Genomic DNA, 20,416 nt, shown 5'->3' with positions numbered 1-20,416 from the left:
GTTCCGCCTGCTCAGTGCGTCAGCGTGGGCTCCTTGGCGGGCTCCTCGACGGCGCCGACGCTGTGGTCGCCGCTGTCCTCGCCGCCCTCCACGTGCTGCTTCGGCCGGGCGGGCAGCGCGAACATCACCAGGAAGATCACCGCGAGCACACCGGCCACCCACCACAGCGAGTGCTCGAAGGCATCGGCGAACGCCGGGCCGATCTGCGGCGGCGTCAGCCTGTCGCCCATCGCGCCGAAGAAGACGACCGAGACAAGAGCGAGCCCGAGCGCATTGCCCATCTGCTGCACGGTGTTGAACAGCCCGGACGCCGATCCGGAGTGCTCCCTGGGGACCTCGGACAGCACCGCGTCGGCCAGCGGAGCCACGATCAGCCCCATGCCCACACCCATGACCACCAGCGGCAGCGCCATCTGCCAGGACGTGATCCCCATGCCGTAGCGGTCGGACTCCCAGATGTAGAGCAGCAGACCGGCGATCATGAGCAGCGCCCCCGCCTGGAGCACCTTGCGCCCGAAGCGCGGGACCAGCTTCTGTACGGAGATACCGGCCGCGACCGAGACGGCGACCGAGAACGGGATGCCGGTCGTGCCGGCCCGCAGCGCACTCCAGCCGAGCCCCTCCTGCATGTACAGCGTCCAGACCAGGAAGAAGATGCCGAGGCCGACGCCGAAGGTCAGCTGCACGGCGATGCCCGCGGCGAAGCTCTTGACCCGGAACAGCGACAGCTCGACCAGCGGCGAACCGTCCCGGAGCGCCTTCGCCCGCTCGAACAGCACGAGTGCGGCGAAGACCACGATGCTGCCGGCCATCGACAGGTAGCCCCAGAGCGGCCAGCCCAGCTCCTCGCCGCGGGTCAGCGGATAGATGAGCATGAGCATCCCCAGCGTCACCAGCACCACACCGACCAGGTCGAGACGGAGCGCCTTCGGCGCCTTGGACTCGGTGATGAACTTCCGCCCCAGGATCAGGCCCGCGATGCCGACCGGCAGGTTGATCAGGAAGATCGGGCGCCATTCGAGGCCGGCGATGTTCCACTCGGTGAGCAGCGCGCCCAGCAGCGGACCGGACACGGCGCCGAGGCCGACGATGGCACCGAAGAGACCGAAGACCTTGCCGCGCTCGTGCGCGGGGAAGGTGGCGTGCACGATCGACAGCACCTGCGGCACCATCAGCGCGGCCGTGCCGCCCTGGAGGATGCGGGAGGCGACGAGCATCTCCGGGTTCGCGGCGAAGCCGCAGAGGGCGGAGGCCACGGTGAAGCCACCGATCCCGATGAGGAACAGCCGCTTGCGACCGTAGATGTCGCCGAGCCGGCCACCGGTGATCAGACCGGCGGCGAACGCCAGGGCGTATCCGGCGGTGATCCACTGGATCGAGCTGAACGAGGCGCCGGTATCCGCCTTGATGCTCGGGATGGCGATGTTGACGATCGTGACGTCGACCAGGTCCATGAAGGCCGCGGTCATCACGATGGCCAGCGCGAACCATCGGCGGCGGTCCGACGGATCGGGGGACGACGCCGAGGTGTCCGCCGGGGTCGGCAGGGGTGCGGAAGAAGTCATATGAGAAAGTTAAACGTCCATTAGGTCAGGTCATGACCCAATGGACAGGCATCCTGAGTGACATGACCGACACCCCGGCACGACTGCTGAACCTGCTGTCACTGCTCCAGACGCCGCGCGAGTGGCCGGGCAGTGAACTGGCCGAGCGGCTCGACGTCAGCCCGCGCACCATCCGCCGCGACATCGACCGCCTCCGTGACCTGGGCTACCCCGTCGAGGCGTCACGCGGATCGATCGGCGGCTACCGGCTCGTGGCCGGCACCGCGATGCCGCCGCTGCTGCTGGACGACGAGGAGGCGGTGGCCATCGCGGTGGGCCTGCGGGCCGGGGCCGGCCATGCCATCGAGGGCGTCGACGAGGCCTCCGTACGGGCCCTGGCCAAGCTGGAACAGGTGCTGCCCTCACGGCTGCGGCACCGGGTCTCCACCCTGCAGAACGCCACGATGCCACTGGCTCGTGGGGACGGCTCGACCATCGACCCGCAGACGCTGACCGTGATGGCGTCGGCGGTCACCGGACGGGAGCGGCTGCGGTTCGCGTACCGCGCGGGGGACGGCGCCGAGACGCGGCGGCAGGTGGAGCCGTACCGCCTGGTGAGCACCGGGTGGCGCTGGTATCTCGTCGCGTACGACCTGGAGCGGGAGGACTGGCGCACCTTCCGGGTCGACCGGGTGAGTGATCCGCTGGCCACGGGGGCCCGTTTCACCCCGCGCGAACTGCCGACCGGTGACGCGGCGGAGTTCCTCAGCAGCTCCATGGCGCGCAGGCAGCCGGAGCTGGCGGTCGACGTGAGCTTCGCGGCCCCCGCCGAGTTCGTGGCCTCGCGGCTGCCCGCCTCGATCGGACCGCTGGAGCAGACCGGTGAGCACGGCTGCCGACTGCGGACGGTGCTGACCGATTCGCTGGAATGGGTGGCGCTGCGCCTCGCCCTGGTGGACTGCGAGTTCACCGCGCACCAGCCGCCGCAGCTGGTGACGTATCTGAACGACCTGGGCGGGAGGCTCACCCGCGCGGCGGCGCCCCCGGAGACGTCGGCGTCGTAGGCCCGCAGGCCCTGCCGGAAAGGGACCGGAGGGACCGGAAAAAAGGATGAGCCCCGGCGCCAGGGGGGGGTGGGCGCCGGGACTCAGCTCAGATGGCCGCCGATGTGAAGCGGCCCAATTCGGAGGTTACTGGACGCGAGCTCATGCCGCAGCGTCAAAGCCCGTGTCGTGAGCCATTCGCTTCAGTTCGAGCAGTGCGTGCTTCTCGATCTGCCGGATCCGCTCGCGGGTGAGCCCGTGCTGCTTGCCCACCTCGGTGAGGGTCCGCTCACGGCCGTCCTCGATGCCGTACCGCATACGGATGATCGACGCGGTGCGGTTGTCGAGCTTGCCGATCAGCTCCTCCAGCTCCTCGCTGCGCAGCAGCGTCATGACGGACTGCTCGGGCGAGACGGCGGAGGTGTCCTCCAGGAGGTCACCGAACTGCGTGTCGCCGTTGTCGTCCACCGACATGTTCAGACTGACCGGATCGCGGGCCCAGTCCAGGACGTCGCCGACGCGCCCGGGGGTCGAGTCCAGCTCGGCGGCGATCTCCGCGTGCTCGGGGTCGCGCCCGTTCTCGCGGTTGAATTCGCGCTGGACACGGCGGATCCGGCCGAGCTCCTCCACGAGGTGGACGGGGAGCCGGATCGTGCGTGACTGGTCGGCTATGGAGCGGGTGATGGCCTGCCGGATCCACCACGTCGCATACGTGGAGAACTTGAAGCCCTTGGCGTAGTCGAACTTCTCAACCGCACGCACCAGACCGGCGTTGCCCTCCTGGATCAGGTCGAGCAGGGGCAGCCCGGCCCTCGGATAGCGGCGGGCGACCGCGACGACGAGTCGCAGGTTGGAACGGATGAATATGTCCTTGGCGCGCTCGCCCTCGGCGACCAGCGCCTCCAGCTCCTCGCGCGAGGCCCCGCCGGCTTCGCTCTCCACCGCACCGTCGAGGACCTGCCGCGCGAAAACGCCCGCTTCCAGGGTCTGCGACAGCTCGACCTCCTTGGCGGCATCGAGCAGCGGCGTGCGCGCGATCTCGTCCAGGTACATGCCGACCAGGTCGCGATCGGCGATCTCCCCGCCCACGGCGCGAACACTGCTTGCCCGGTTGGTCCCGCCGGTGGCGGACGAACGACGGGCGACGGCACGGGTTGCCATGCGTGCTCCCTTGCTGAGTAGGTCGCGACACCCTTTCGGGTGCCCTGCATCCGTTGGAAACAACGACTGGAATCCGGACAGAATTCCCATGACCGGCATTCATTTTCGCGATCATGCAGTACCCTGTCGCGCCACGAGGGGGGAGTACTGATGCGACAGAACACGGAACCGCAGGTCAGGCCCGGCGTCGCGACTGATCTGGAGGCCCCCACGACTGTGAGGTGCGTGAGACCGCCCACACATGCGACGCAGTCCCCTTCGCTCCCGAGCAGGGCTTGCCCCGGTTGCGCTCTCACCCTGTAGACGGCCCGCACCCGCTTCTGGTTGCTCAGGCTGCCCGCAATGCGGACGAATCGAGCGAGACGGGTGCGGTGCGCCGCCCCGGGGCGGGACGCGCTGCCGGTGGGGTACCGGCCGGCGCAAGGGAGACCGAGGACAACGCCACAAGTGCGTCATGCCATGCCCCGCGGGCCCGGCAAGATCCCGAACGCGAGGGCCGGGCGGTCGATCGAGAGGGCCCCTCCGGCGCTCCGACCGTCCGCCGCCACCTGCCGGACCGGCCCGGCAGGTGGGGGCCCGCGCCCCTCAGCCGAACTGCAGCGAGCGCTTGGCCAGCCCGAGCCAGAAGCCGTCGATCACGCTGCGCCCGCGGTCCAGCTCCTGCTCCGCGGCCCCGAGCGTGACGAAGAGGGGGGCGAAGTGCTCGGTGCGCGGGTGGGCCAGGCGGCCGGCCGGCGACTTGTGCTCGAAGTCCAGCAGCGCGTCGATGTCCTGCGCCTGAAGGGCCCGGTGCCCCCAGTCGTCGAACTCCGTCGACCAGGAGGGGATGCCTCCACCCGGATGCCGCAGCGCGGCCAGGTTGTGGGTGAAGAAGCCGCTGCCGACGATCAGGACGCCCTCGTCGCGCAGGGGCGCGAGCTTGCGCCCGATGTCCATCAGCTTCTGCGGGTCCAGCGTCGGCATGGAGATCTGCAACACCGGAATGTCGGCCGCCGGGAACATCTCCACCAGTGGGACGTACGCCCCGTGGTCGAGGCCCCGGTCGGGGATGTCCTGGACCGGCGTACCGGCGCCGCGCAGCAGCTTGCGTACGCTCTCGGCCAGCGCGGGGGCACCCGGCGCGGCGTACCGCACCTGGTAGTAGTGCTCGGGGAAGCCCCAGAAGTCGTAGACCAGCGGGATCGTCTCGGTGGCGCCGAGGGCGAGCGGGGCCTCCTCCCAGTGGGCGGAGACCATGAGGACGGCGGTGGGGCGTGGCAGCCCCGCGGACCAGGCAGCCAGTTCGCCGGGCCAGACCGGATCATCGGCCAGCGGCGGTGCGCCGTGGGAGAGATAGAGGGCGGGCATGCGCTCCGCGGTGACAGTCATGACACTCCCCATCCACTGCTACTCAAGGTAAGTCTTCTACAGGTCCTTCGACAGGTCCTTCGACAGGAACAGTTCTTTAAGATTCAAGCTCCTACCTTCGGAGACCTTAGCTCTATCTAGTTCAACATTCAAGAAAAGGTCGTACAGTGGAGTACATGACCACGGCACCCACCGGTGGGCCGCGCTGGCTCACCGACGAAGAACAGAGCGTCTGGCGTGCGTATCTGCACGCCACCACGCTCATGGAGGATTACCTCGACCGCCAGTTGCAGCGCGATGCCGGCATGCCGCACATCTACTACGGACTGCTCGTCCAGCTCTCCCAGGCACCCCGGCGCCAGATGCGGATGACCGAACTGGCCAAGGACGCCAAGATCACCCGCTCCCGGCTCTCGCACGCGGTGGCCCGGCTGGAGAAGAGCGGCTGGGTGCGCCGCGAGGACTGCCCGTCCGACAAGCGCGGCCAGAACGCGGTCCTCACCGACGAGGGCTACGAGATGCTCCGCCGCTCGGCCCCGGGTCACGTCAGCGCCGTACGCGAGGCGATGTTCGACCGTCTCACCCCCGAGCAGGTGCGCACGCTCGGCCAGATCATGCAGGTCATGGCGTCCGGACTCCAGCCGGAGGGCACCGACGCGGACCTCCCCTGGCTCCGCTGACCGCACCGCTCCCGCACACGCCTCTGCCCCGGCTCCGTACGAACGGAACCGGGGCAGAGCTCGCTTCACCCGTCACAGAGGTCACGGGCCTGCACGCACAGGTGTCAGTGCGCGACGACCGGCACCCTGAACTCGTCCTCGACGCCCTCGGCGTCACCGGAACCAGTGCCCCCGGGCGTCGTGGTGGCCGAGGGGCGGCCGGCGTTGATGAAGGTCGCGGCGATCGCGGCGGCCACCGCCAGGATGCCGACGGCCCACCAGATGGCACCGGTGAAGCCGTGCACCATCGACTGGAGCTTCAACAGCTCCGGGTCGGTAGCACCGAGTGCCGCGTGCGAGGTGGCGTACGCCGTGGCGGCGGAGGCGGCGATGGTGTTGAGCAGCGCCGTACCGATCGCACCGCCGACCTGCTGCGAGGTGTTGACCATCGCGGAGGCGACACCCGCGTCACGCGGCTCGATGCCGTGCGTGGCCAGCGACATGGCGGGCATGAACGCCGTACCCATACCCAGACCCAGCAGGAGCTGACCCGGCAGGATGACCGCCGCGTAGGACGAGTCGATCTCCAGCTGGGTGAGCAGCAGCATGCCGACGGCAGCGGTCAGGAAGCCGGGGGCCATCAGCATGCGGGCCGGGACCCGGGTCATCAGCCGGGCGCCGATCTGCGTCGAGCCGGTGATCATGCCGACGATCATCGGCATGAAGGCGAAGCCCGTCTTGATCGGCGAGTAGCCCTTGACGACCTGCAGGTAGTACGTGAGGAACAGGAACAGCCCGAACATCGCGATGATGGCGAGACCCAGCGAGAGGTAGACGCCGCCGCGGTTGCGGTCCATCACCACGCGCAGCGGGAGCAGCGGCGACTTGACCTTGGCCTCAGTGAGGACGAAGGCCAGCAGCAGCACGCCGGAGGCCACGAACGTACCGATGGTCAGCGCGTCCGACCAGCCGCTGGACTCGGCGCGGGTGAATCCGTACACCAGCGAGACCAGACCGAGGGCGGACAGGACGACGCCGGGGATGTCGAGCGACGAACGGTTACGGCTGCCGGCCGGCTCCCGGATCACGAAGTAGGCACCGGCCGCGGCGACGATCGCGAACGGGATGTTCACGAAGAACGTCCAGCGCCAGTTCAGCGTCTGGGTGAGGAGACCGCCGAGGATCAGACCGACGGCGCCACCGCCGCCGGCGATCGCACCGTAGATACCGAACGCCTTGGCGCGCTCCTTGGCGTCGGTGAACATCACCGCGAGCAGCGAGAGGGCTGCCGGGGCGAGCAGTGCGCCGAACACACCCTGAAGGGCACGGGAACCGAACAGCATGCCCTGGTTCTGCGCCGCGCCACCGAGCGCGGAGGCCAGCGCGAAGCCGATCAGACCGACGACGAAGGTGCGCTTACGCCCCCAGAGGTCGGCGATCCGCCCTCCGAAGAGCAGCAGGCCACCGAAGGCGAGCGCATAGGCGGTGATGACCCACTGCTTGTTGGCATCGGTGATGCCGAGGTCCGTCTGGGCGTGCGGAAGCGCGATGTTCACGATCGTGGCGTCGAGCACGACCATCAACTGCGCGAGAGCGATGAACGCCAGCGCTTTCCAGCGGCTGGGGTCCGGGAGTCGGATATCAGCTGTTTTTGACATGGAAGTAGCCACCTAAGGACGCGCGAAGGCGCGCGAGGTCGTGAACCGTGCGTTCGGTGAAAGCCGGTGGACCCGGTGAGGGCCGGGCGAGAGCAAGGGCGATGTGGAGCGGGGTGGGTTCTGGTCAGGAAGAAGAGAGTGGTCGCGGCGTGGCCGCCACACGGCCGGGTGTCAGGTGCAGGAACCCGGCGCGGTGGTCAGGCCCGGCGCCGCAGGTCCTCCAGGGTCGCCGCCGTCCCGGGCAGTCGGGACCGGGCCGGAGCCTCCAGTCCGTCCAGGAACAGCTGGATGTGACGGTGGGTGAACCGGTCGATGTTCGGGCAGGCGATGCCCGGCAGTGGCCGGGTGAGCTGGGAGAGGACGACCAGTACGTCGCCGACGGCGATGTCGGCACGCAGGCGCCCTGCGGACATGGCGCGCTCGACGAGCCCCTGGACGGCCTCTTCGAGGCGCCGGCGCTCGGCGAGCAGTTCGGGATGGTCCTTGTCGAAGCCGCCGGACAGCATGGGACACAGGGCCCCGATCCGTTCGTCGGCCGCCGCGTGCACGAAGCGGCTGAGCGCGACGAAGGGGTCCTGCTCCTCGTTCGCAGCCTCTTCGGCGCGGTCGGTGGTGCGGGAGGTGACCGCCAGGACGACCTCGTGGGTCAGTGCGGCCCGGTCGGGGAAGTTGCGGTAGAGGGTGGCGTTGCCGACGCCGGCACGGCGGGCGACGTCGTCGAGCGGCACATCGGGGCCGAACTCGACGAACATCTCTCGCGCGGCCGTCACGATCCGCTCCCGGTTGCGCAGCGCGTCGGCCCTCGGGCGGGGCGCATGCGGCTGCGCGGTTCCGGCTGCGGTGCGGGCGACGGTGTCCACGGCGGCGCTCCTTCTCTTCCTGGTCTTCCGGCTACGGGTTCTGTCACGTGCGGTCTTCTGCTGCGACGACCGCGAGCGGCCTTCCGCTGCTGCGGCCACTCGCGGCCTACTGCTGCGGTCTTCCGCGTAACCGGGGACCGCTTCCCCGTTTCGCAGGGACACCGGTGCAAACGGGGAAAGGCTCCCCGGTTATTTCCCACCCCGATGTGACCTGAGCCACACGCCCCGAGCGGAGGAAAAACCCACCGATCGGCGCACCCAACGCGCGGCGCCGCACCGCCCGGCCGAGGCTGATCGACAGAGCGCAGTCAGGGTCGGCCGACTGCCGCGGACCCGAAGGCGCCTCTATGCAGCAGCCCCGCCACCGGATACGCAAGCATCGCCGCCCGGTGGCCCTCGGCGCGGCAACAGCCCTGGTCATCGCGGCACTGGCATCCGCCAGCAGCACCCTCCCCCTGCCGAGCCGCGCCTCGGCCGGGCCGATGACCACCGCCCGCTCCGCGGGTCTGGGCCCGTGCCGGATATCGGCGGCCATGGGGGTGCAGATGTCGGAGGGCATGCCCACGCAGCCGGGCTACGCCCGTTCCACCGGTCAGATCCACGCGCTGAACCTGATGATCGACTTTCCCGACGCACCGGGGAAGGAACCGGCCATGGACCGGCTCGCGGAGTTCTTCCCGCAGACCACGGACTGGTTCCGCACCAGTTCCTACGGACGGCTCACCTACGTCCCCGACGCCCCGGTGAAGTCCTGGCTGCGGATGCCGCTGCCGTTCGCGGAGTACGGGATCGAGCGCGGATCACCGTACGAACCGGGCTACCACCACCTCGTCCAGGACATCGTCGCCGCCGCCGACGCCGAAGTGGACTTCACCGCTTACGACCTGGTCAACATCCTGGTCACCCCGAACGCCGGGCCCTCGGCCCTGGACACCGTGCTGTCCGTGACCTTCTCGGGCAACGACGACGCCCCGTACGCGGACGGCGTCCCGCTCTCCAACACGTCCTTCGTCTACAGCCGCCAGGACGACGGCTCGGGCTCGTACCCCCAGACCGGCTACCGCGTCCTGCCCCACGAGAACGGCCACGTCTTCGGCCTGCCCGACCTCTACACCATGGAGGGCGGGGGCTCGGTCGGGCACTGGGACATCATGTCGGAGGACTGGGGGGCCAACAACGACCTGCTGGGCTGGCACAAATGGAAGCTCGGCTGGCTGGACAACAACCAGATCAGCTGCGCCTCCCAGCCCGGCACCAGCGACCACGTCCTGGAGCCGCTGGCCACCCACGGCGGCACGAAGCTGGCGTTCGTACCGCTGAGCGCGGAATCCGGCTATGCGGTGGAGGTACGGACCCAGGCGGGCAACGACCAGGAGGTCTGCCGGCCGGGCGTGCTGATCTACAAGGTGAGCTCCGACGTCGACACCGGCCAGGGCCCCGTGTCCGTCACCGACAGCACCAAGGACAGCAGCGGCTGCACCCGGCTCCCGAACGTGCACGCCGAACTCTCCGACGCCCCGTTCCAGCCCGGCCAGAACTTCACCGACCGGGCCAACGGAATCCGTATCTCGGTGCTCGACAAGGACTCCCGGGGCGACTACCGCGTGCGCATCACTCGCCTCTGACCGTCTCCCCCTCACACTCCACCGGTCCGGGTGCCTCCCGCTCGACGACGCGGACCCGCCCCTCCTGGATCACGGCCAGGTCCCCGGTACGGAACCAGCCGCCGGTGAACGCCTGCGCCGTGGCCTCCTCGTCGCGCCAGTAGCCACGCGCCAGCGCCTGGCCGCGGAGCCACAGCTCACCGGTCTCCCCCTCGGGCAGCGCCTCGCCCGCCGGACCGGCGATCCGCACCTCGGTGCACGGCGTCGGCCGCCCCCCGCTGCCCGGATGCAAGCGGCACTCGTCGCCGGAAGCCGCCAGCACATCACCGCCGGTCTCCGTCAGCCCGTAACCCTGGTGCGGCTCGATGCGCTCCCCGTAGCGGGCGGTCAGCTCCCCGACCAGGTCAGGGAGCGGCGCCGCCCCGCCCGTGTCGACGATCCGAAGGCTCTCCAGCCCGTCCCCCGTCCGGGTGGCCGCGGCAAGCAGCCGGCGTGCGGTTGCGGGCACCCCGGAGTAGTGCGTGACGCGATGCTTCCGGATCAGCCGCAGCGCCTCCTGCGCATCCCACGTGCTCATCAGGACGACGGCGCCACCCGACGACATCGCGGCACAGACGCCGGCGAACGCGGCGACGTGGAAGAACGGGACGTTCAGCAGCGTGACGGGTGCGGGCCCCTGACCGGGGATGACCCCCCGGCCGAGCGCGGATGCCGCCGCGTGGAACCGCGGGTTGCGTGCGGCACCCGCCTGGGCGAGGTGCGTGGCAACGGCACCCTTGGGCCTGCCGTCGGTGGCCGAGGTGTAGATGATCGTCGCGTCGTCCTCGGGCCGGATCTCGACCTCGGGCGGTGCGGCGAGCGGATCGGGCGCCGGCAGGTCCTCGTACCGTTCGACGCCCTCGACGTACGGTTCGACGCCGTCGACGTACGGTTCGACGCCCTCGCTGAGCCGGCCGGCCCGGGCCCGGTGGGCGCGGCTGTGGTCTCCGCCGTGAAAGACGATCACGCGCGCCCCGGCCTTCCGGGCCCAGTCCGCGACCAGCGGCAGCCGCTCGCCGTCGACCAGCAGCACCCGTGGTCCGGAGTCGTCGAGCGCATACGTGAACTCCTCCTCCGTCCACCGCGTGTTCAGCGGAACGGCGACCAGCCCGGCCAGCTGGGCGGCCCAGAACGCGATCTGCCACTCCGGACGGTTGCCCATCGCGACCACGGCCCGGTCACCCTGCCGGAGCCCGTACACCTCGCTCAGCCGGCACGCCAGCGCGGACGCGGCGGCGAAGAACTCCCCGTACGAGCAGCTGCGCTCCCCCGCGATCAGGAACGGCTGGTCGCCGAATGCCCACGTGGTCTCCACGAACTCACGGAGCGTCCTCGGCCCGTCCGCGTACACGAGCGAACCGGCCTGCGGCCCGTCCTCGGCCCGTACGACAGCGAAAGGACCACCGGGACCGGTCAGCGCGGCGCGCACACGAACCGCCGCCTCGGCGGCTGCGGCTGCGGCTGCGGCTGCGGCTGCGGCTGCGGCTGGCTCAGTCTCCGATGTGGCCGGCTCGGGTGAGGGAGGTCTGGCTGGGGTCCGGTCGGTATGCGGCACGAACGACCTTCCTCGGTGCTTGCTCACGATCGTCGCGACGCTAGGCCCGCGCCCCCACCCCGTCAAGAGACCCACCCGCCGCCCTCCGCCCGGCCGAACGCGGGCCGCTTCCCTCGGCGGCCGTACCCGGAACGGCCTCCGACCTCGCTCAAGGAGCGCAGCGGACGGCCTCTGACCTCGTGATCGTCCACCGTCACCGGCCGACCGCCGAAAGAAGTGAGCGGCGACCGACCGGCCGGCAGCCGAACCGGTCAGGAATCAAGAAGCGCCCGCGGCGGGGCCGCAACTAGCGTGAAACGCATGACCTCCATCGAAGCCCTCACCCTCGAAGTGGCCGACACCACGGCCGCCCACCACTTCTACACCGCCCTCGGTCTGGACAAGCGCGTAGGCCTCCGTGCCTCGGATGCGCCCACCACGGGATTCCGCGGGTTCTCGCTGTCGCTCACGGTCGCCCAGCCTGCCGATGTCCACGGCCTCGTCGACGCCGCGCTCGCTGCCGGCGCCACGGCGCTGAAGCCCGCCACGAAGTCGTTCTGGGGCTACGGCGGCGTCTTCCAGGCCCCGGACGGGACGATCTGGAAGATCGCGACATCGGCGAAGAAGGACACCGGCCCGGCCACCGGGGAGATCGAGCAGATGGTGCTCCTGCTGGGCACGGCGAGCGTGACCGCGAGCAAGCGCTTCTACGTCGAGCGCGGCCTCACCGTAGCCAAGAGCTTCGGCAGCAAGTACGTCGAGTTCGACACCCAGGGCAGCCCGATCAAACTGGCGCTGTACGGGCGCCGGGCCCTCGCCAAGGACGTCGGCGTGCCCATCGACGGCACCGGCTCGCACCGGATCGCGCTCGTGGGCGACGCCGGAGCCTTCACCGACCCGGACGGATTCGGCTGGGAGGCCGCTGCCGTGACGCCCGCGCCCTGATCCCGTCACACGGTGGCCATCCCAAGGCGACACCATCGGTCGCGGCGCGACGACTCTCGCGTACCGCGACATCCTGACCGCCCTCCACGATCAGCAGGACGAGTTCGAGGCTCGGGCGCACACTCACCACGTCGTCCGCGCTGTCCTCGGCTCTGTCGAGCGCGGCCCGACCGGCCGGACCGTTCCGCGCTACCCAGCCACCGAAGCGCGCAACCTACTGACGGCACGGCCGTCTCCACGCTCGGTCACGCTCGGTAGGCTGAGCCCCGGCGGCGGCACCGGGGAGCCTGTGCGCAGGGGCCGCCACCGGAAGACCTGCGCAGGGGAGCCGGCAGGCGAGCCGGCACAGGGGACGGGCAGGGCATGACAGCGGCACGCACCGACGGACGGATCGCGCGCGGGAACCAGACGCGTCAGGTGGTCCTCCGGCGTGCCGTGGAGATCGCCTCCGTCCAGGGCCTGGAGGGCTTGTCACTGGGACGGCTCTCGACCGAACTCAAGCTCAGCAAGAGCGGCGTATTCGCTCTGTTCGGCTCCAAGGAGGACCTCCAGCTCGCGACGGTCCGGGCGGCCATCAAGGTCTACCTGGAGCACGTCGTCCAGCCGACCCGCGACCTGCCGCCGGGCGTCGACCGCCTGTGGCGGGTGTGTGCCGGCTGGCTCGACTACTCGCGGCAGCGGGTCTTCCCGGGCGGCTGCTTCTTCTACTCCGTCTCGGCCGAGTACGACGCCCGCGAGGGCAAGGTCCACGACGCACTGGCCTCGGCCCGCACCAGCTGGTTCGCCTTCGTCGAGCAGACCGTGCGCGAAGCGCAACAGGCGGGCGAGATCGATGAGAACGCCGACGCGCCCCAGCTCGTGTTCGAGCTCGTCGCACTGATGGAGATGGCCAACGCCGAATCCGTCCTCCACAACGAGTTCACCTGCTACGACAAGGCGGCCAAGGGAATCCTGAACCGCCTGCACGCCGTGGCCACCGACACCTCTTCGCTCCCCACCCCCTGACACAGGGGCAGTTGAGCGGGGACGAGCCCGGAAGTACCTTCGACCGGTACGGCCGTTGCTGGGCGCGGACACTCCCCCTGCCCGCTCTGTTCCGCAGACCGACCTGTGCCCAGCACGACACCTCCCTGCCGGATCCCGCGATCCGACCAGCAGGAGGATGTCCACAAACGCGGGCAAAACCCACCCCGCCCCACACTCCGCGCACCGAGCACGCCACCCGCTACACTGGCGGCGGCGAGCAGACCCTCACGGGTTGATCACCCACCTGTTCAAAGCCTGTCAAGAATCGGCTCCGCACATTGCGCCGTTTCCGACACTTTTTGTACAGATCCCCGCCTTCGTAGCTCAGGGGATAGAGCACCGCTCTCCTAAAGCGGGTGTCGCAGGTTCGAATCCTGCCGGGGGCACAAGCGAAAAGACCCCGGACCGATCACGGTCCGGGGTCTTTGACATCCACGTCTGACGTCGACGGCAGTGGTCACTCGCGGCCGGGCCGCCTCTTGAGCAGCCGGTCCATGTGGCTGACGGCCTCGCGCTGAGTGTCCTGCACGACGTGCGTATGGACGTCCATGATGATGCCGATATGGCTGTGCCCGAGGTTCTCCCTCGCGACACGAGGAGACACCCCGCCCGCGGTGAGGATGGTGGCGCAGCCGTGTCGGGCGTCGTGCAGGCGGTTCACCCGGAGGCCGGCGAACTCGGCAACGCGAGAGGGTCTCGTTCAGGGACCAGGGGCTCAGCTCTCGCGACTTCGCTGTGGCAGTTCGACGAGGCTCGCTACGTTCCGAGCGACCAGCTCCTCGCGGCAGGCCGAGGTGAGGGCTGTGCGGAGTACCCGGTGCGATTCCCTGGCCGTAGCCGCAGGGGTCTACGCGCTGGGTGATGGTGGTGACCATCCTTGGCCCGGGGACTCATGTCAGCCTGTCCGAGCAGTGCTTGGCCGCCTCAGCAGCGAAAGTGCAGAGCTTGCCGATGAACTCTCGACAGCTGGCGGGGACCTCGCCGTCCTTGCTCGGCGGCCCGTCGATCCACTGCTGCCAGAGACCGTCAGGCACGAGGAACCGGGCCGCGTGGTCAGCGCCGAGTCTGGCGTCGAGCAATAGGAGTGCACCGAGGGCGGCTTCCTGGTCGTAACAGAGGTCGGGGCGCCGAAGGTAGCGGTCGAGGTAAGCGACCAGGAGGTCGGCGTCAGCCCGGGTGCCGAAGGTGGCCAGAGCGACGCAGTACGCCATCCCCGCGTAGGGCCCTTCACTGGCGAGCAGGAGTTCGCCGAGACGATCCCGGAACTCGGATCTGCCGGCCACGGCGACGAGCCAGGCTGCCGTCTTGCGCTCGCGCCACCCTCGGTCAAACAGCGTGTCCAGTTCACGAGGACTGATCTCACAGGCAGCCCGGCCCAGTTTCCGGAGGAACTTGGCTCGGTCGCCACCGCTCATCCCGAGAAGGCTGCCGCCGAGTTTGAGGTACCGCTGGTCGGGCGTGACGTAGCGGCGGATCAGCTTGAGCGGCTCTTCCTCTTCGTCTGCGCAACGCATGGCAGCATCCTCGTACGGAGAAAGCCGTCAGACCAGCAATCCGGCAGGTCGGGCGCCTCATCCCTGCATGCCCATCCGTCTCGGTTTCCGTTTCACGGCGGATGTTGAGCGGGTGAGTGTCTGACTGAGCGACGACGTAAACGTACGATGGCGGCGCCCACGAACGTCTGCGGAGCCGCCCCCAGAGGGGCCGGGGATGGAGCCATCCCTTCAGGGCTGGAACCCGACAGTGAGTCAGTGGTGCCACCTGGAGTGCGAAGCCTCGGCACGGCTGGAGTGCGTAATGTCGGCACAAGATCGAGCACCCGGGGGTAGGGCGTGGAGGAGTGCGAGCGGTTCACACTGCTGCGGATCATCGGCAAGCATGGCGGCAGTGTCATGGTCCAGTTGAACGACTCTTACGCCCCGGGCATCCCGGATGTGCAGGGACAGCTTCTGGTCCACAACGACTTCGTGTCCGGCATTCACGACACCTTCGTGGAGCCAAGGGACCTGGCCGGCTGGGCGCACGTGTTGGACGAGGTTGCCGCTGGGCGCAGCGCCGTCTGGCGCGAGGCTGCGCGAGTCGCTGAAATAGGCATCCGTTTGGACTGGCGAGAGAACGATTCCGATCGAATCACCGTCACCATCGCCGACCAGCAAACCACCCGGCTGGCCATCTCCCTCGACGTGGATCGCGGCTGGATCGACGAGCAGCGTGTCTTGCTCGGAAGACTCCTTGCCGTCTGGGCGCACCTACTCCCAGCAGACTGAGAAGCCGGCCCGGACCCGTCGGCCTGGCCGGGCCGGGCGCCCGGCCATGTCGCGCGGGTCCGGAAGGCCCTGACGCGACTCCGTGCCGTGCCCCGGCCATACGTCGGTGCGCGCTCATCGGCCCGCTCCGTGGCGGGCAGCCGGGCCCAATGACACTTCCCGGCAAGCCCCTTGGTGTGACACTCCACGCTCCACAGACGCTGGATACTTCAGACCATCAATGAGACTTGTGGTGCACACGAGACCGCGAACGGAACCAATGGGGTGGGGCATTGAGCCCGCGTAAGAAGCACGCGTACAAACCGCTGAGCCTGAAGAGACGGGCGTTGCTGACCGTCGGCGCCGTCGTGCTGGGCGGGGCGGGGGCAGCTGCCTACGCGGTCGCCGGGCCGGCCGACAACGGGCCGGCGAGCGACCAGAAGGGGCGGGACGCGGCCGTGCGTACGGTCAAGCTCGCCGGGCAGGGTGCCGGGCGCAAGGGGCTGCCGAAGCAGGACACCAAGCAGTACAGCGCCGTCCTGCTGACCTGGTCGGACCCGGACGCCAAGCTCAAGGGGACCGCCCAGATCCGTTCGAAGGAGGTCGAGAGCGGCAAGTGGTCGGGCTGGCAGGCCCTGCCGGACGATCCCTTCTCCGCCGACGGCAAGGAGGCCGAGGACGCGGCCACCCGCGGCGGCACCGCCGCGGTGTGGACCGGACCGTCGGACGGTGTGGAGGTGCGGGTGGTCGCCGCCGACGGCTCCGCCGCCGCCCTCCCGTCCGGCATGGACGTGAAGCTCCTCGACCCGGGCACCGACCCCACGGGCACCGCGAAGCCCGTCGCGTACGCGCAGGACGTCACGCCGACCCCGGCGGACACCGCGACCGACACGGCCACGCCCACGGACACCGCGACGCCACCGGCCGGTGACACGGCGACCCCGACGGACCCGGCCGGCACCGTGACGCCCACGGACACGGCCACGGCCACGGACAGCGCGTCGCCCAGCGCCACCTCCAGCGAGACGGCGACGGCCTCCCCGTCGCCGACCGTCCCGGCACCCCTCCCCTCGACGGTCGTCAAGCCGCCGATCATCACCCAGGCGCAGTGGGGTGCCTCCACGGACTACGACGGCACGCCCGGTTACGGCCAGGAGATCAAGGCCGCCGTCATCCATCACACCGGCGTCGACCAGGACAACGGCGTCCCCTGCAGCCAGTCGATGGCCCGGATGCGCACCATCCAGCAGGAGCACTTCGCCCGCGGCTACTACGACATCGGCTACAACTTCGTCGTCGACCGCTGCGGCCAGATCTTCGAGGGCCGAAGCGGCGGCATGGACCTTCCGGTGATCGGCGCCCACGACGTCGGCTTCAACACCAACACGGTCGGCATCTCGTACATCGGTAACACGATGACGCTGAACCCGACGCGGGCCGGCCTGGAGGCCATCTCCCGCGTCGTCGCCTGGAAGTTCGGCATGTACGGCATCAGCCCGACCTCCAGCGTGACCCTGGTGTCCGGTTCACCGCTCGGCCAGGACGGCAACAAGGTCGCCGAGGGCACCTCGATCACGCTGCCCCGGGTCTTCGGCCACCGCAACACCAACTCCACGCTCTGCCCCGGCGACGCCCTCTACAACAAGCTGCCGCTGATCCGTACCCTCGCCGCCTCGCCCGGCATCTCGCACGCCCTCACCCGGTCGGACTTCAACGGTGACGGCGTGACCGACATGGTCGCAGGCACCCCGAAGACGAGCAGCAGCGCCGGTTCGCTCACGGTCGTCCCCGGCGGTGACAGCGGCCCGGTCGCCTCCGCCAAGAAGACGATCGACCAGAACAGCGACGGTGTCCCCGGGAGCAGCGAGTCCGGCGACCTGTTCGGCTCGTCCAACGCGTACGGCGATGTCAACGGCGACGGATACGGCGACCTGGTCATCGGCTCGCCCGGCGAGGACGACACCAGCGGCCACGCCGACTCGGGCTTCATCTCCGTGATGTACGGCCCCGCGCTCACCACCGGCACGTCGTACGGGACCGCGACCGCGACCCGCGCCGCCGGTGAGAAGCTCGGCACCTCCGTCGCCACCGGTGACTTCAACGCGGACGGCAACTCCGACGTCTTCTCGGTCGCGCCCGGCAAGCCCGGCCGCTGGTGGTCGTACGACTCCAAGACCGGCGCAGCCAAGTCGGGGTACCTGAACACCTCCGCGTACACCGCGGCCGTCTCCTACGCGGCCGTCGCCACTGGCGACTTCAACCAGGACGGATACGCGGACGCAGCCGTCAACTTCCGTGACCCGACCGGCATTTCCCGGGTCCTGTGGCTGAAGGGCTCGTCCGCCGGGCTGCAGCGCGTCGGGATTCTCTCCGCAAAGGGTGGCCGCTCCCTCGCCGCCGGCGACGTCACCGGCGACGGCATCGACGACCTGGTCGTCGGCCAGCCGGGTACGACCGAGTCGGGTACGACCGTCAAGGGCGGCAGCGTCACCCTGCTCAAGGGCACGACGACCGGCCTCACCGCGACCGGCGCGATCACCCTCGGACAGGACTCCGCCAATGTGCCGGGCACCGGCGAGACGGGCGACGACCTCGGCGCCTCCGTCGCCGTCGGCGACTACAACCTCGACGGCTACGCGGACGTCCTGGCCGGAGCCCCGAACGAGGACATCGCCCGTGGCGGCGTGAGCCGGGTGGACGCCGGCACGGTGATCCTCTTCAAGGGAAGCTCCACCGGCATCTCCGGCACCGGCTCGATCGCGTACAGCCAGGACACGGCCGACATCTCCGGTGACACCGAGTCCGGCGACCGGCTCGGGTCCTCCGTCCTCCTCCAGGACCTGTCCGGCTACGGCCGTGCGGACCTGGCGATCGGCGCGGACGGCGAGAACGCCGGCGACGGCGTCTTCCTGCAGCTGGACAGCGGCAGCGCGGGTGTCTCCCCCAAGAGCACCATCTACTACGGCCGCTCCAACATCGGCACTCCGGCAGCGGCCCACGTGGGCCAGACGCTGACGCCGTAACGGCGCGGGCAGGAAACACCGGGGCCGGTACTCAGCGCGACTGCTGAGTGCCGGCCCCTCCGCGTACCGACCGGCGCCCCTGACCGCACCGGCCCGCGTCGGTCACGCAGGGGCGCACCGTCAGTCCTCGCGGCGGTCGTCGACCTCGACGGTCAGGTCCGGCCACGCCGCCGCCCACCGCGCAAGCTCGTCCGCCGACGGCCCGGACCCTGCGCGAAGCGGCCCGGCCGGACGGAAGTGGACCAGCGTGCCCGTCGTGCCGTCGTCGTCGACGGGGTCCAGACCGGTTACGGGAACGCCGTGCTCGTAGCGCTGGGTCCAGGAGCCGTTGCGGCGGCGGTTGGTGTGGACGAGGCTCTCGCTCAGCGCCGCGACGACGGACATGCCGCGCCGCGGGTGTCCGTCGGGCAGTGTCCGCACGTCCGGCAGGTCGAAGAAGCGCAGGTCCTTCGTGGCCATGACGGGCTTCTTCACGAGCTCGCCCCGCTCGTCGCGGCGGGTGTCGGTGCCCCGCCCGTCGTCCGCCACGGACACCGACCCGTCGGCGTACAGCGTGAGGAGGGCATTCCCTCCGTCGTTGCACTCCGCCTCGTCGGCGGCATACGCGACGACCTCGAGGATCAGGTGCCGCACGCCACCCGGGGCGAACGCGGCCGGGTTGCGCCGGATGCTCTCCAGATGGCCGGCATCGACGACGCCCGCCCAGTCGTGCGTCGTGTTGCGCCAGGCAGCCTTTGATGTGTCCATCAAGAAATTATGCCCGGCGGACTGCCGCCTCAGCGGCAGGAGACCTTGAGCTGCGCCGCCGCATGATGCGCGCCCACCAGGTGCGCACTGCCCCAGTCCCGGCCGCGGTCGATCAGCTGGACCGCGAAGGTGTCGCCCTTGACCGGGTAGCTGTTCACATCGACCGCGCTGCCCCGGTGCACGGTCTGGCGGACCGCGAAGCCGGTGTACGCGGAGTCCGCGTTCGCGGGGTCGGACAGCACCCGGTAGACGGTGGGGTTCCCGGCGACGTCCCGGTCGCGGTCCGAACGCGGAACGAAGACGGTCAGCGCGCACTCCCGGTATCCGGCTCCCAGATGCCAGGACCAGGTCGCGGTGTTGCCGCGGTCCTCGTCCGGGCTGCCGGACATCGGGACCGCACTGAACCGGCCGTCGCACGTATCACCGTGAAAGCCGCCCGAGGTGACCGTGTACCAGCCCACGTCCCCGTTCTCGAAGCGCCCGTGCTCGCGGTACTCCCCCGTCGAACAGCCGGGGCCCGCCCACGCCGTGTAGCGGTACCGGGGCTGCTCCGACGGGGTGGGAGCCGTGGCCGGCGAGGAAGCGGGGACGGAGGCGGAGGCGCCCGGTCCGGCAGCCGAAGGGCTGATGCGGGTGGGGGCGCCGCCCACCCGGTCGCCAGCCCCGGTGCCCGGGCGGCCGACGGCCCCGATGCGGGTCTCCCCGCCGGCCGACGCGATGAGCGACACCGCCGTGACCAGCGAGCCGGTCAGCACCACGACACCCGCCGCCAGCCATGCCTTACGGCTTCCGGGAAGAGTGGATATCCGGCCCGCGAGCGTCTCCCGGGCGATCCACGCGCCGTCCCCGCTGCCCGCACGCGTCACGGACTCGCAATCGGGACAGCGCATACCGGGCAGCGCCCCACGCCGTTCACCGCCGCACTGTTGGCACCTCATGGCAGCACACCATGCCAGTGCCGCGTCCCCGCTGGGAGAGGT

General features: G+C 70.0%; 16 protein-coding genes, 1 tRNA gene and 1 pseudogene. 8 read left to right on the top strand and 10 right to left on the bottom strand.

Annotation, left to right across the window (positions count from 1 at the left end):
* Positions 1 to 11: 11 nt before the first annotated feature.
* Complete coding sequence (locus tag OG538_RS21540) at positions 12 to 1,565, bottom strand: MFS transporter (RefSeq protein WP_406095973.1); 1,554 nt, start codon at positions 1,563 to 1,565, stop codon at positions 12 to 14.
* 62 nt (positions 1,566 to 1,627) lie between these two features.
* Here OG538_RS21540 and OG538_RS21535 point away from each other — a divergent pair, with 62 nt between their 5' ends.
* A complete protein-coding gene (locus tag OG538_RS21535) occupies positions 1,628 to 2,608 on the top strand; it encodes a helix-turn-helix transcriptional regulator (RefSeq protein ID WP_406095971.1) in 981 nt (326 codons plus the stop codon).
* A gap of 141 nt (positions 2,609 to 2,749) precedes the next feature.
* Here OG538_RS21535 and OG538_RS21530 read toward each other — a convergent pair whose 3' ends face one another.
* Both OG538_RS21530 and OG538_RS21525 read right to left on the bottom strand, forming a co-directional pair.
* The gene (locus OG538_RS21530) at positions 2,750 to 3,748 is read right to left on the bottom strand and encodes an RNA polymerase sigma factor RpoD/SigA (RefSeq protein ID WP_406095969.1); all 999 of its coding nucleotides are present in this window, start codon (positions 3,746 to 3,748) and stop codon (positions 2,750 to 2,752) included.
* A 585-nt stretch (positions 3,749 to 4,333) separates the two neighbouring features.
* Positions 4,334 to 5,116, bottom strand: a complete 783-nt coding sequence (locus OG538_RS21525) for a dioxygenase (protein ID WP_406095967.1) — start codon at positions 5,114 to 5,116, stop codon at positions 4,334 to 4,336.
* Positions 5,117 to 5,262: 146 nt separating this feature from the next.
* Between OG538_RS21525 and OG538_RS21520 the strand changes: the two genes are divergently transcribed.
* On the top strand, positions 5,263 to 5,775 hold the full coding sequence (locus tag OG538_RS21520; protein ID WP_406095965.1) for a MarR family winged helix-turn-helix transcriptional regulator: 513 nt from the start codon (positions 5,263 to 5,265) through the stop codon (positions 5,773 to 5,775).
* 104 nt (positions 5,776 to 5,879) lie between these two features.
* On the opposite strand, the gene OG538_RS21515 is transcribed toward OG538_RS21520, so the two are convergent.
* Together OG538_RS21515 and OG538_RS21510 are read right to left on the bottom strand one after the other, a co-directional pair.
* Positions 5,880 to 7,412, bottom strand: a complete 1,533-nt coding sequence (locus tag OG538_RS21515) for an MFS transporter (protein ID WP_406095963.1) — start codon at positions 7,410 to 7,412, stop codon at positions 5,880 to 5,882.
* Positions 7,413 to 7,609: 197 nt separating this feature from the next.
* Positions 7,610 to 8,272: a TetR/AcrR family transcriptional regulator gene (locus OG538_RS21510; protein WP_406095961.1), complete on the bottom strand. Its 663-nt coding sequence runs from the start codon at positions 8,270 to 8,272 to the stop codon at positions 7,610 to 7,612.
* 347 nt (positions 8,273 to 8,619) lie between these two features.
* On the opposite strand from OG538_RS21510, the gene OG538_RS21505 reads away from it, so the two are divergent.
* A complete protein-coding gene (locus OG538_RS21505) occupies positions 8,620 to 9,897 on the top strand; it encodes a M6 family metalloprotease domain-containing protein (RefSeq protein ID WP_406095959.1) in 1,278 nt (425 codons plus the stop codon).
* On the opposite strand, the gene OG538_RS21500 is transcribed toward OG538_RS21505, so the two are convergent.
* Positions 9,884 to 11,344 (bottom strand): class I adenylate-forming enzyme family protein, encoded by a 1,461-nt coding sequence (locus OG538_RS21500; RefSeq protein ID WP_406095957.1) that lies wholly within the window; start codon positions 11,342 to 11,344, stop codon positions 9,884 to 9,886. The genes OG538_RS21505 and OG538_RS21500 overlap by 14 nt on opposite strands.
* 426 nt (positions 11,345 to 11,770) lie before the next feature.
* On the opposite strand from OG538_RS21500, the gene OG538_RS21495 reads away from it, so the two are divergent.
* The 3 genes from OG538_RS21495 to OG538_RS21485 all read left to right on the top strand — a co-directional run bounded on the left by OG538_RS21495 (position 11,771) and on the right by OG538_RS21485 (position 13,806).
* Positions 11,771 to 12,394: a glyoxalase gene (locus tag OG538_RS21495; RefSeq protein WP_406095956.1), complete on the top strand. Its 624-nt coding sequence runs from the start codon at positions 11,771 to 11,773 to the stop codon at positions 12,392 to 12,394.
* Between the two features lie 363 nt (positions 12,395 to 12,757).
* Entirely contained in the window at positions 12,758 to 13,399 is a 642-nt protein-coding gene (locus OG538_RS21490) for a TetR/AcrR family transcriptional regulator (protein ID WP_406095954.1), read from the top strand.
* 334 nt (positions 13,400 to 13,733) lie between these two features.
* Positions 13,734 to 13,806: transfer RNA gene (locus OG538_RS21485), tRNA-Arg, on the top strand.
* A gap of 71 nt (positions 13,807 to 13,877) precedes the next feature.
* Here the strand turns inward: OG538_RS21485 and OG538_RS21480 are convergent.
* Together OG538_RS21480 and OG538_RS21475 are read right to left on the bottom strand one after the other, a co-directional pair.
* Positions 13,878 to 14,267 (bottom strand): annotated as a pseudogene (locus OG538_RS21480) (tyrosine-type recombinase/integrase); the annotation flags it as partial.
* A 43-nt stretch (positions 14,268 to 14,310) separates the two neighbouring features.
* A complete protein-coding gene (locus tag OG538_RS21475) occupies positions 14,311 to 14,934 on the bottom strand; it encodes a DUF6000 family protein (RefSeq protein WP_406095952.1) in 624 nt (207 codons plus the stop codon).
* A 318-nt stretch (positions 14,935 to 15,252) separates the two neighbouring features.
* Here OG538_RS21475 and OG538_RS21470 point away from each other — a divergent pair, with 318 nt between their 5' ends.
* Together OG538_RS21470 and OG538_RS21465 are read left to right on the top strand one after the other, a co-directional pair.
* Positions 15,253 to 15,687, top strand: coding sequence for a DUF5959 family protein (locus OG538_RS21470; RefSeq protein WP_406095950.1), 435 nt, complete (start codon positions 15,253 to 15,255; stop codon positions 15,685 to 15,687).
* A gap of 272 nt (positions 15,688 to 15,959) precedes the next feature.
* A complete protein-coding gene (locus OG538_RS21465; RefSeq protein WP_406095948.1) occupies positions 15,960 to 18,689 on the top strand; it encodes an FG-GAP-like repeat-containing protein in 2,730 nt (909 codons plus the stop codon).
* A gap of 120 nt (positions 18,690 to 18,809) precedes the next feature.
* On the opposite strand, the gene OG538_RS21460 is transcribed toward OG538_RS21465, so the two are convergent.
* Positions 18,810 to 19,436 (bottom strand): ATP-binding protein, encoded by a 627-nt coding sequence (locus OG538_RS21460; RefSeq protein ID WP_406095946.1) that lies wholly within the window; start codon positions 19,434 to 19,436, stop codon positions 18,810 to 18,812.
* Between the two features lie 29 nt (positions 19,437 to 19,465).
* On the bottom strand, positions 19,466 to 20,326 hold the full coding sequence (locus OG538_RS21455; RefSeq protein ID WP_406095944.1) for an adhesin: 861 nt from the start codon (positions 20,324 to 20,326) through the stop codon (positions 19,466 to 19,468).
* Between the last annotated feature and the right edge of the window lie 90 nt (positions 20,327 to 20,416).

It is taken from the genome of Streptomyces sp. NBC_01013 (assembly GCF_045162765.1).
Lineage (GTDB): Bacteria > Actinomycetota > Actinomycetes > Streptomycetales > Streptomycetaceae > Streptomyces.
The sequence above is the reverse complement of the archived record's forward strand: the minus strand, read 5'-3'. Positions and strand labels throughout refer to the sequence as shown.

Coding starts and splice junctions, on each gene's coding strand:
- OG538_RS21540 (WP_406095973.1), bottom strand. CDS start 1,565: ATGACTTCTTCCGCACCCCTGCCGACCCCGGCGGACACCTCGGCGTCG.
- OG538_RS21535 (WP_406095971.1), top strand. CDS start 1,628: ATGACCGACACCCCGGCACGACTGCTGAACCTGCTGTCACTGCTCCAG.
- OG538_RS21530 (WP_406095969.1), bottom strand. CDS start 3,748: ATGGCAACCCGTGCCGTCGCCCGTCGTTCGTCCGCCACCGGCGGGACC.
- OG538_RS21525 (WP_406095967.1), bottom strand. CDS start 5,116: ATGACTGTCACCGCGGAGCGCATGCCCGCCCTCTATCTCTCCCACGGC.
- OG538_RS21515 (WP_406095963.1), bottom strand. CDS start 7,412: ATGTCAAAAACAGCTGATATCCGACTCCCGGACCCCAGCCGCTGGAAA.
- OG538_RS21505 (WP_406095959.1), top strand. CDS start 8,620: ATGCAGCAGCCCCGCCACCGGATACGCAAGCATCGCCGCCCGGTGGCC.
- OG538_RS21495 (WP_406095956.1), top strand. CDS start 11,771: ATGACCTCCATCGAAGCCCTCACCCTCGAAGTGGCCGACACCACGGCC.
- OG538_RS21490 (WP_406095954.1), top strand. CDS start 12,758: ATGACAGCGGCACGCACCGACGGACGGATCGCGCGCGGGAACCAGACG.
- OG538_RS21475 (WP_406095952.1), bottom strand. CDS start 14,934: ATGCGTTGCGCAGACGAAGAGGAAGAGCCGCTCAAGCTGATCCGCCGC.
- OG538_RS21460 (WP_406095946.1), bottom strand. CDS start 19,436: ATGGACACATCAAAGGCTGCCTGGCGCAACACGACGCACGACTGGGCG.
- OG538_RS21455 (WP_406095944.1), bottom strand. CDS start 20,326: ATGCGCTGTCCCGATTGCGAGTCCGTGACGCGTGCGGGCAGCGGGGAC.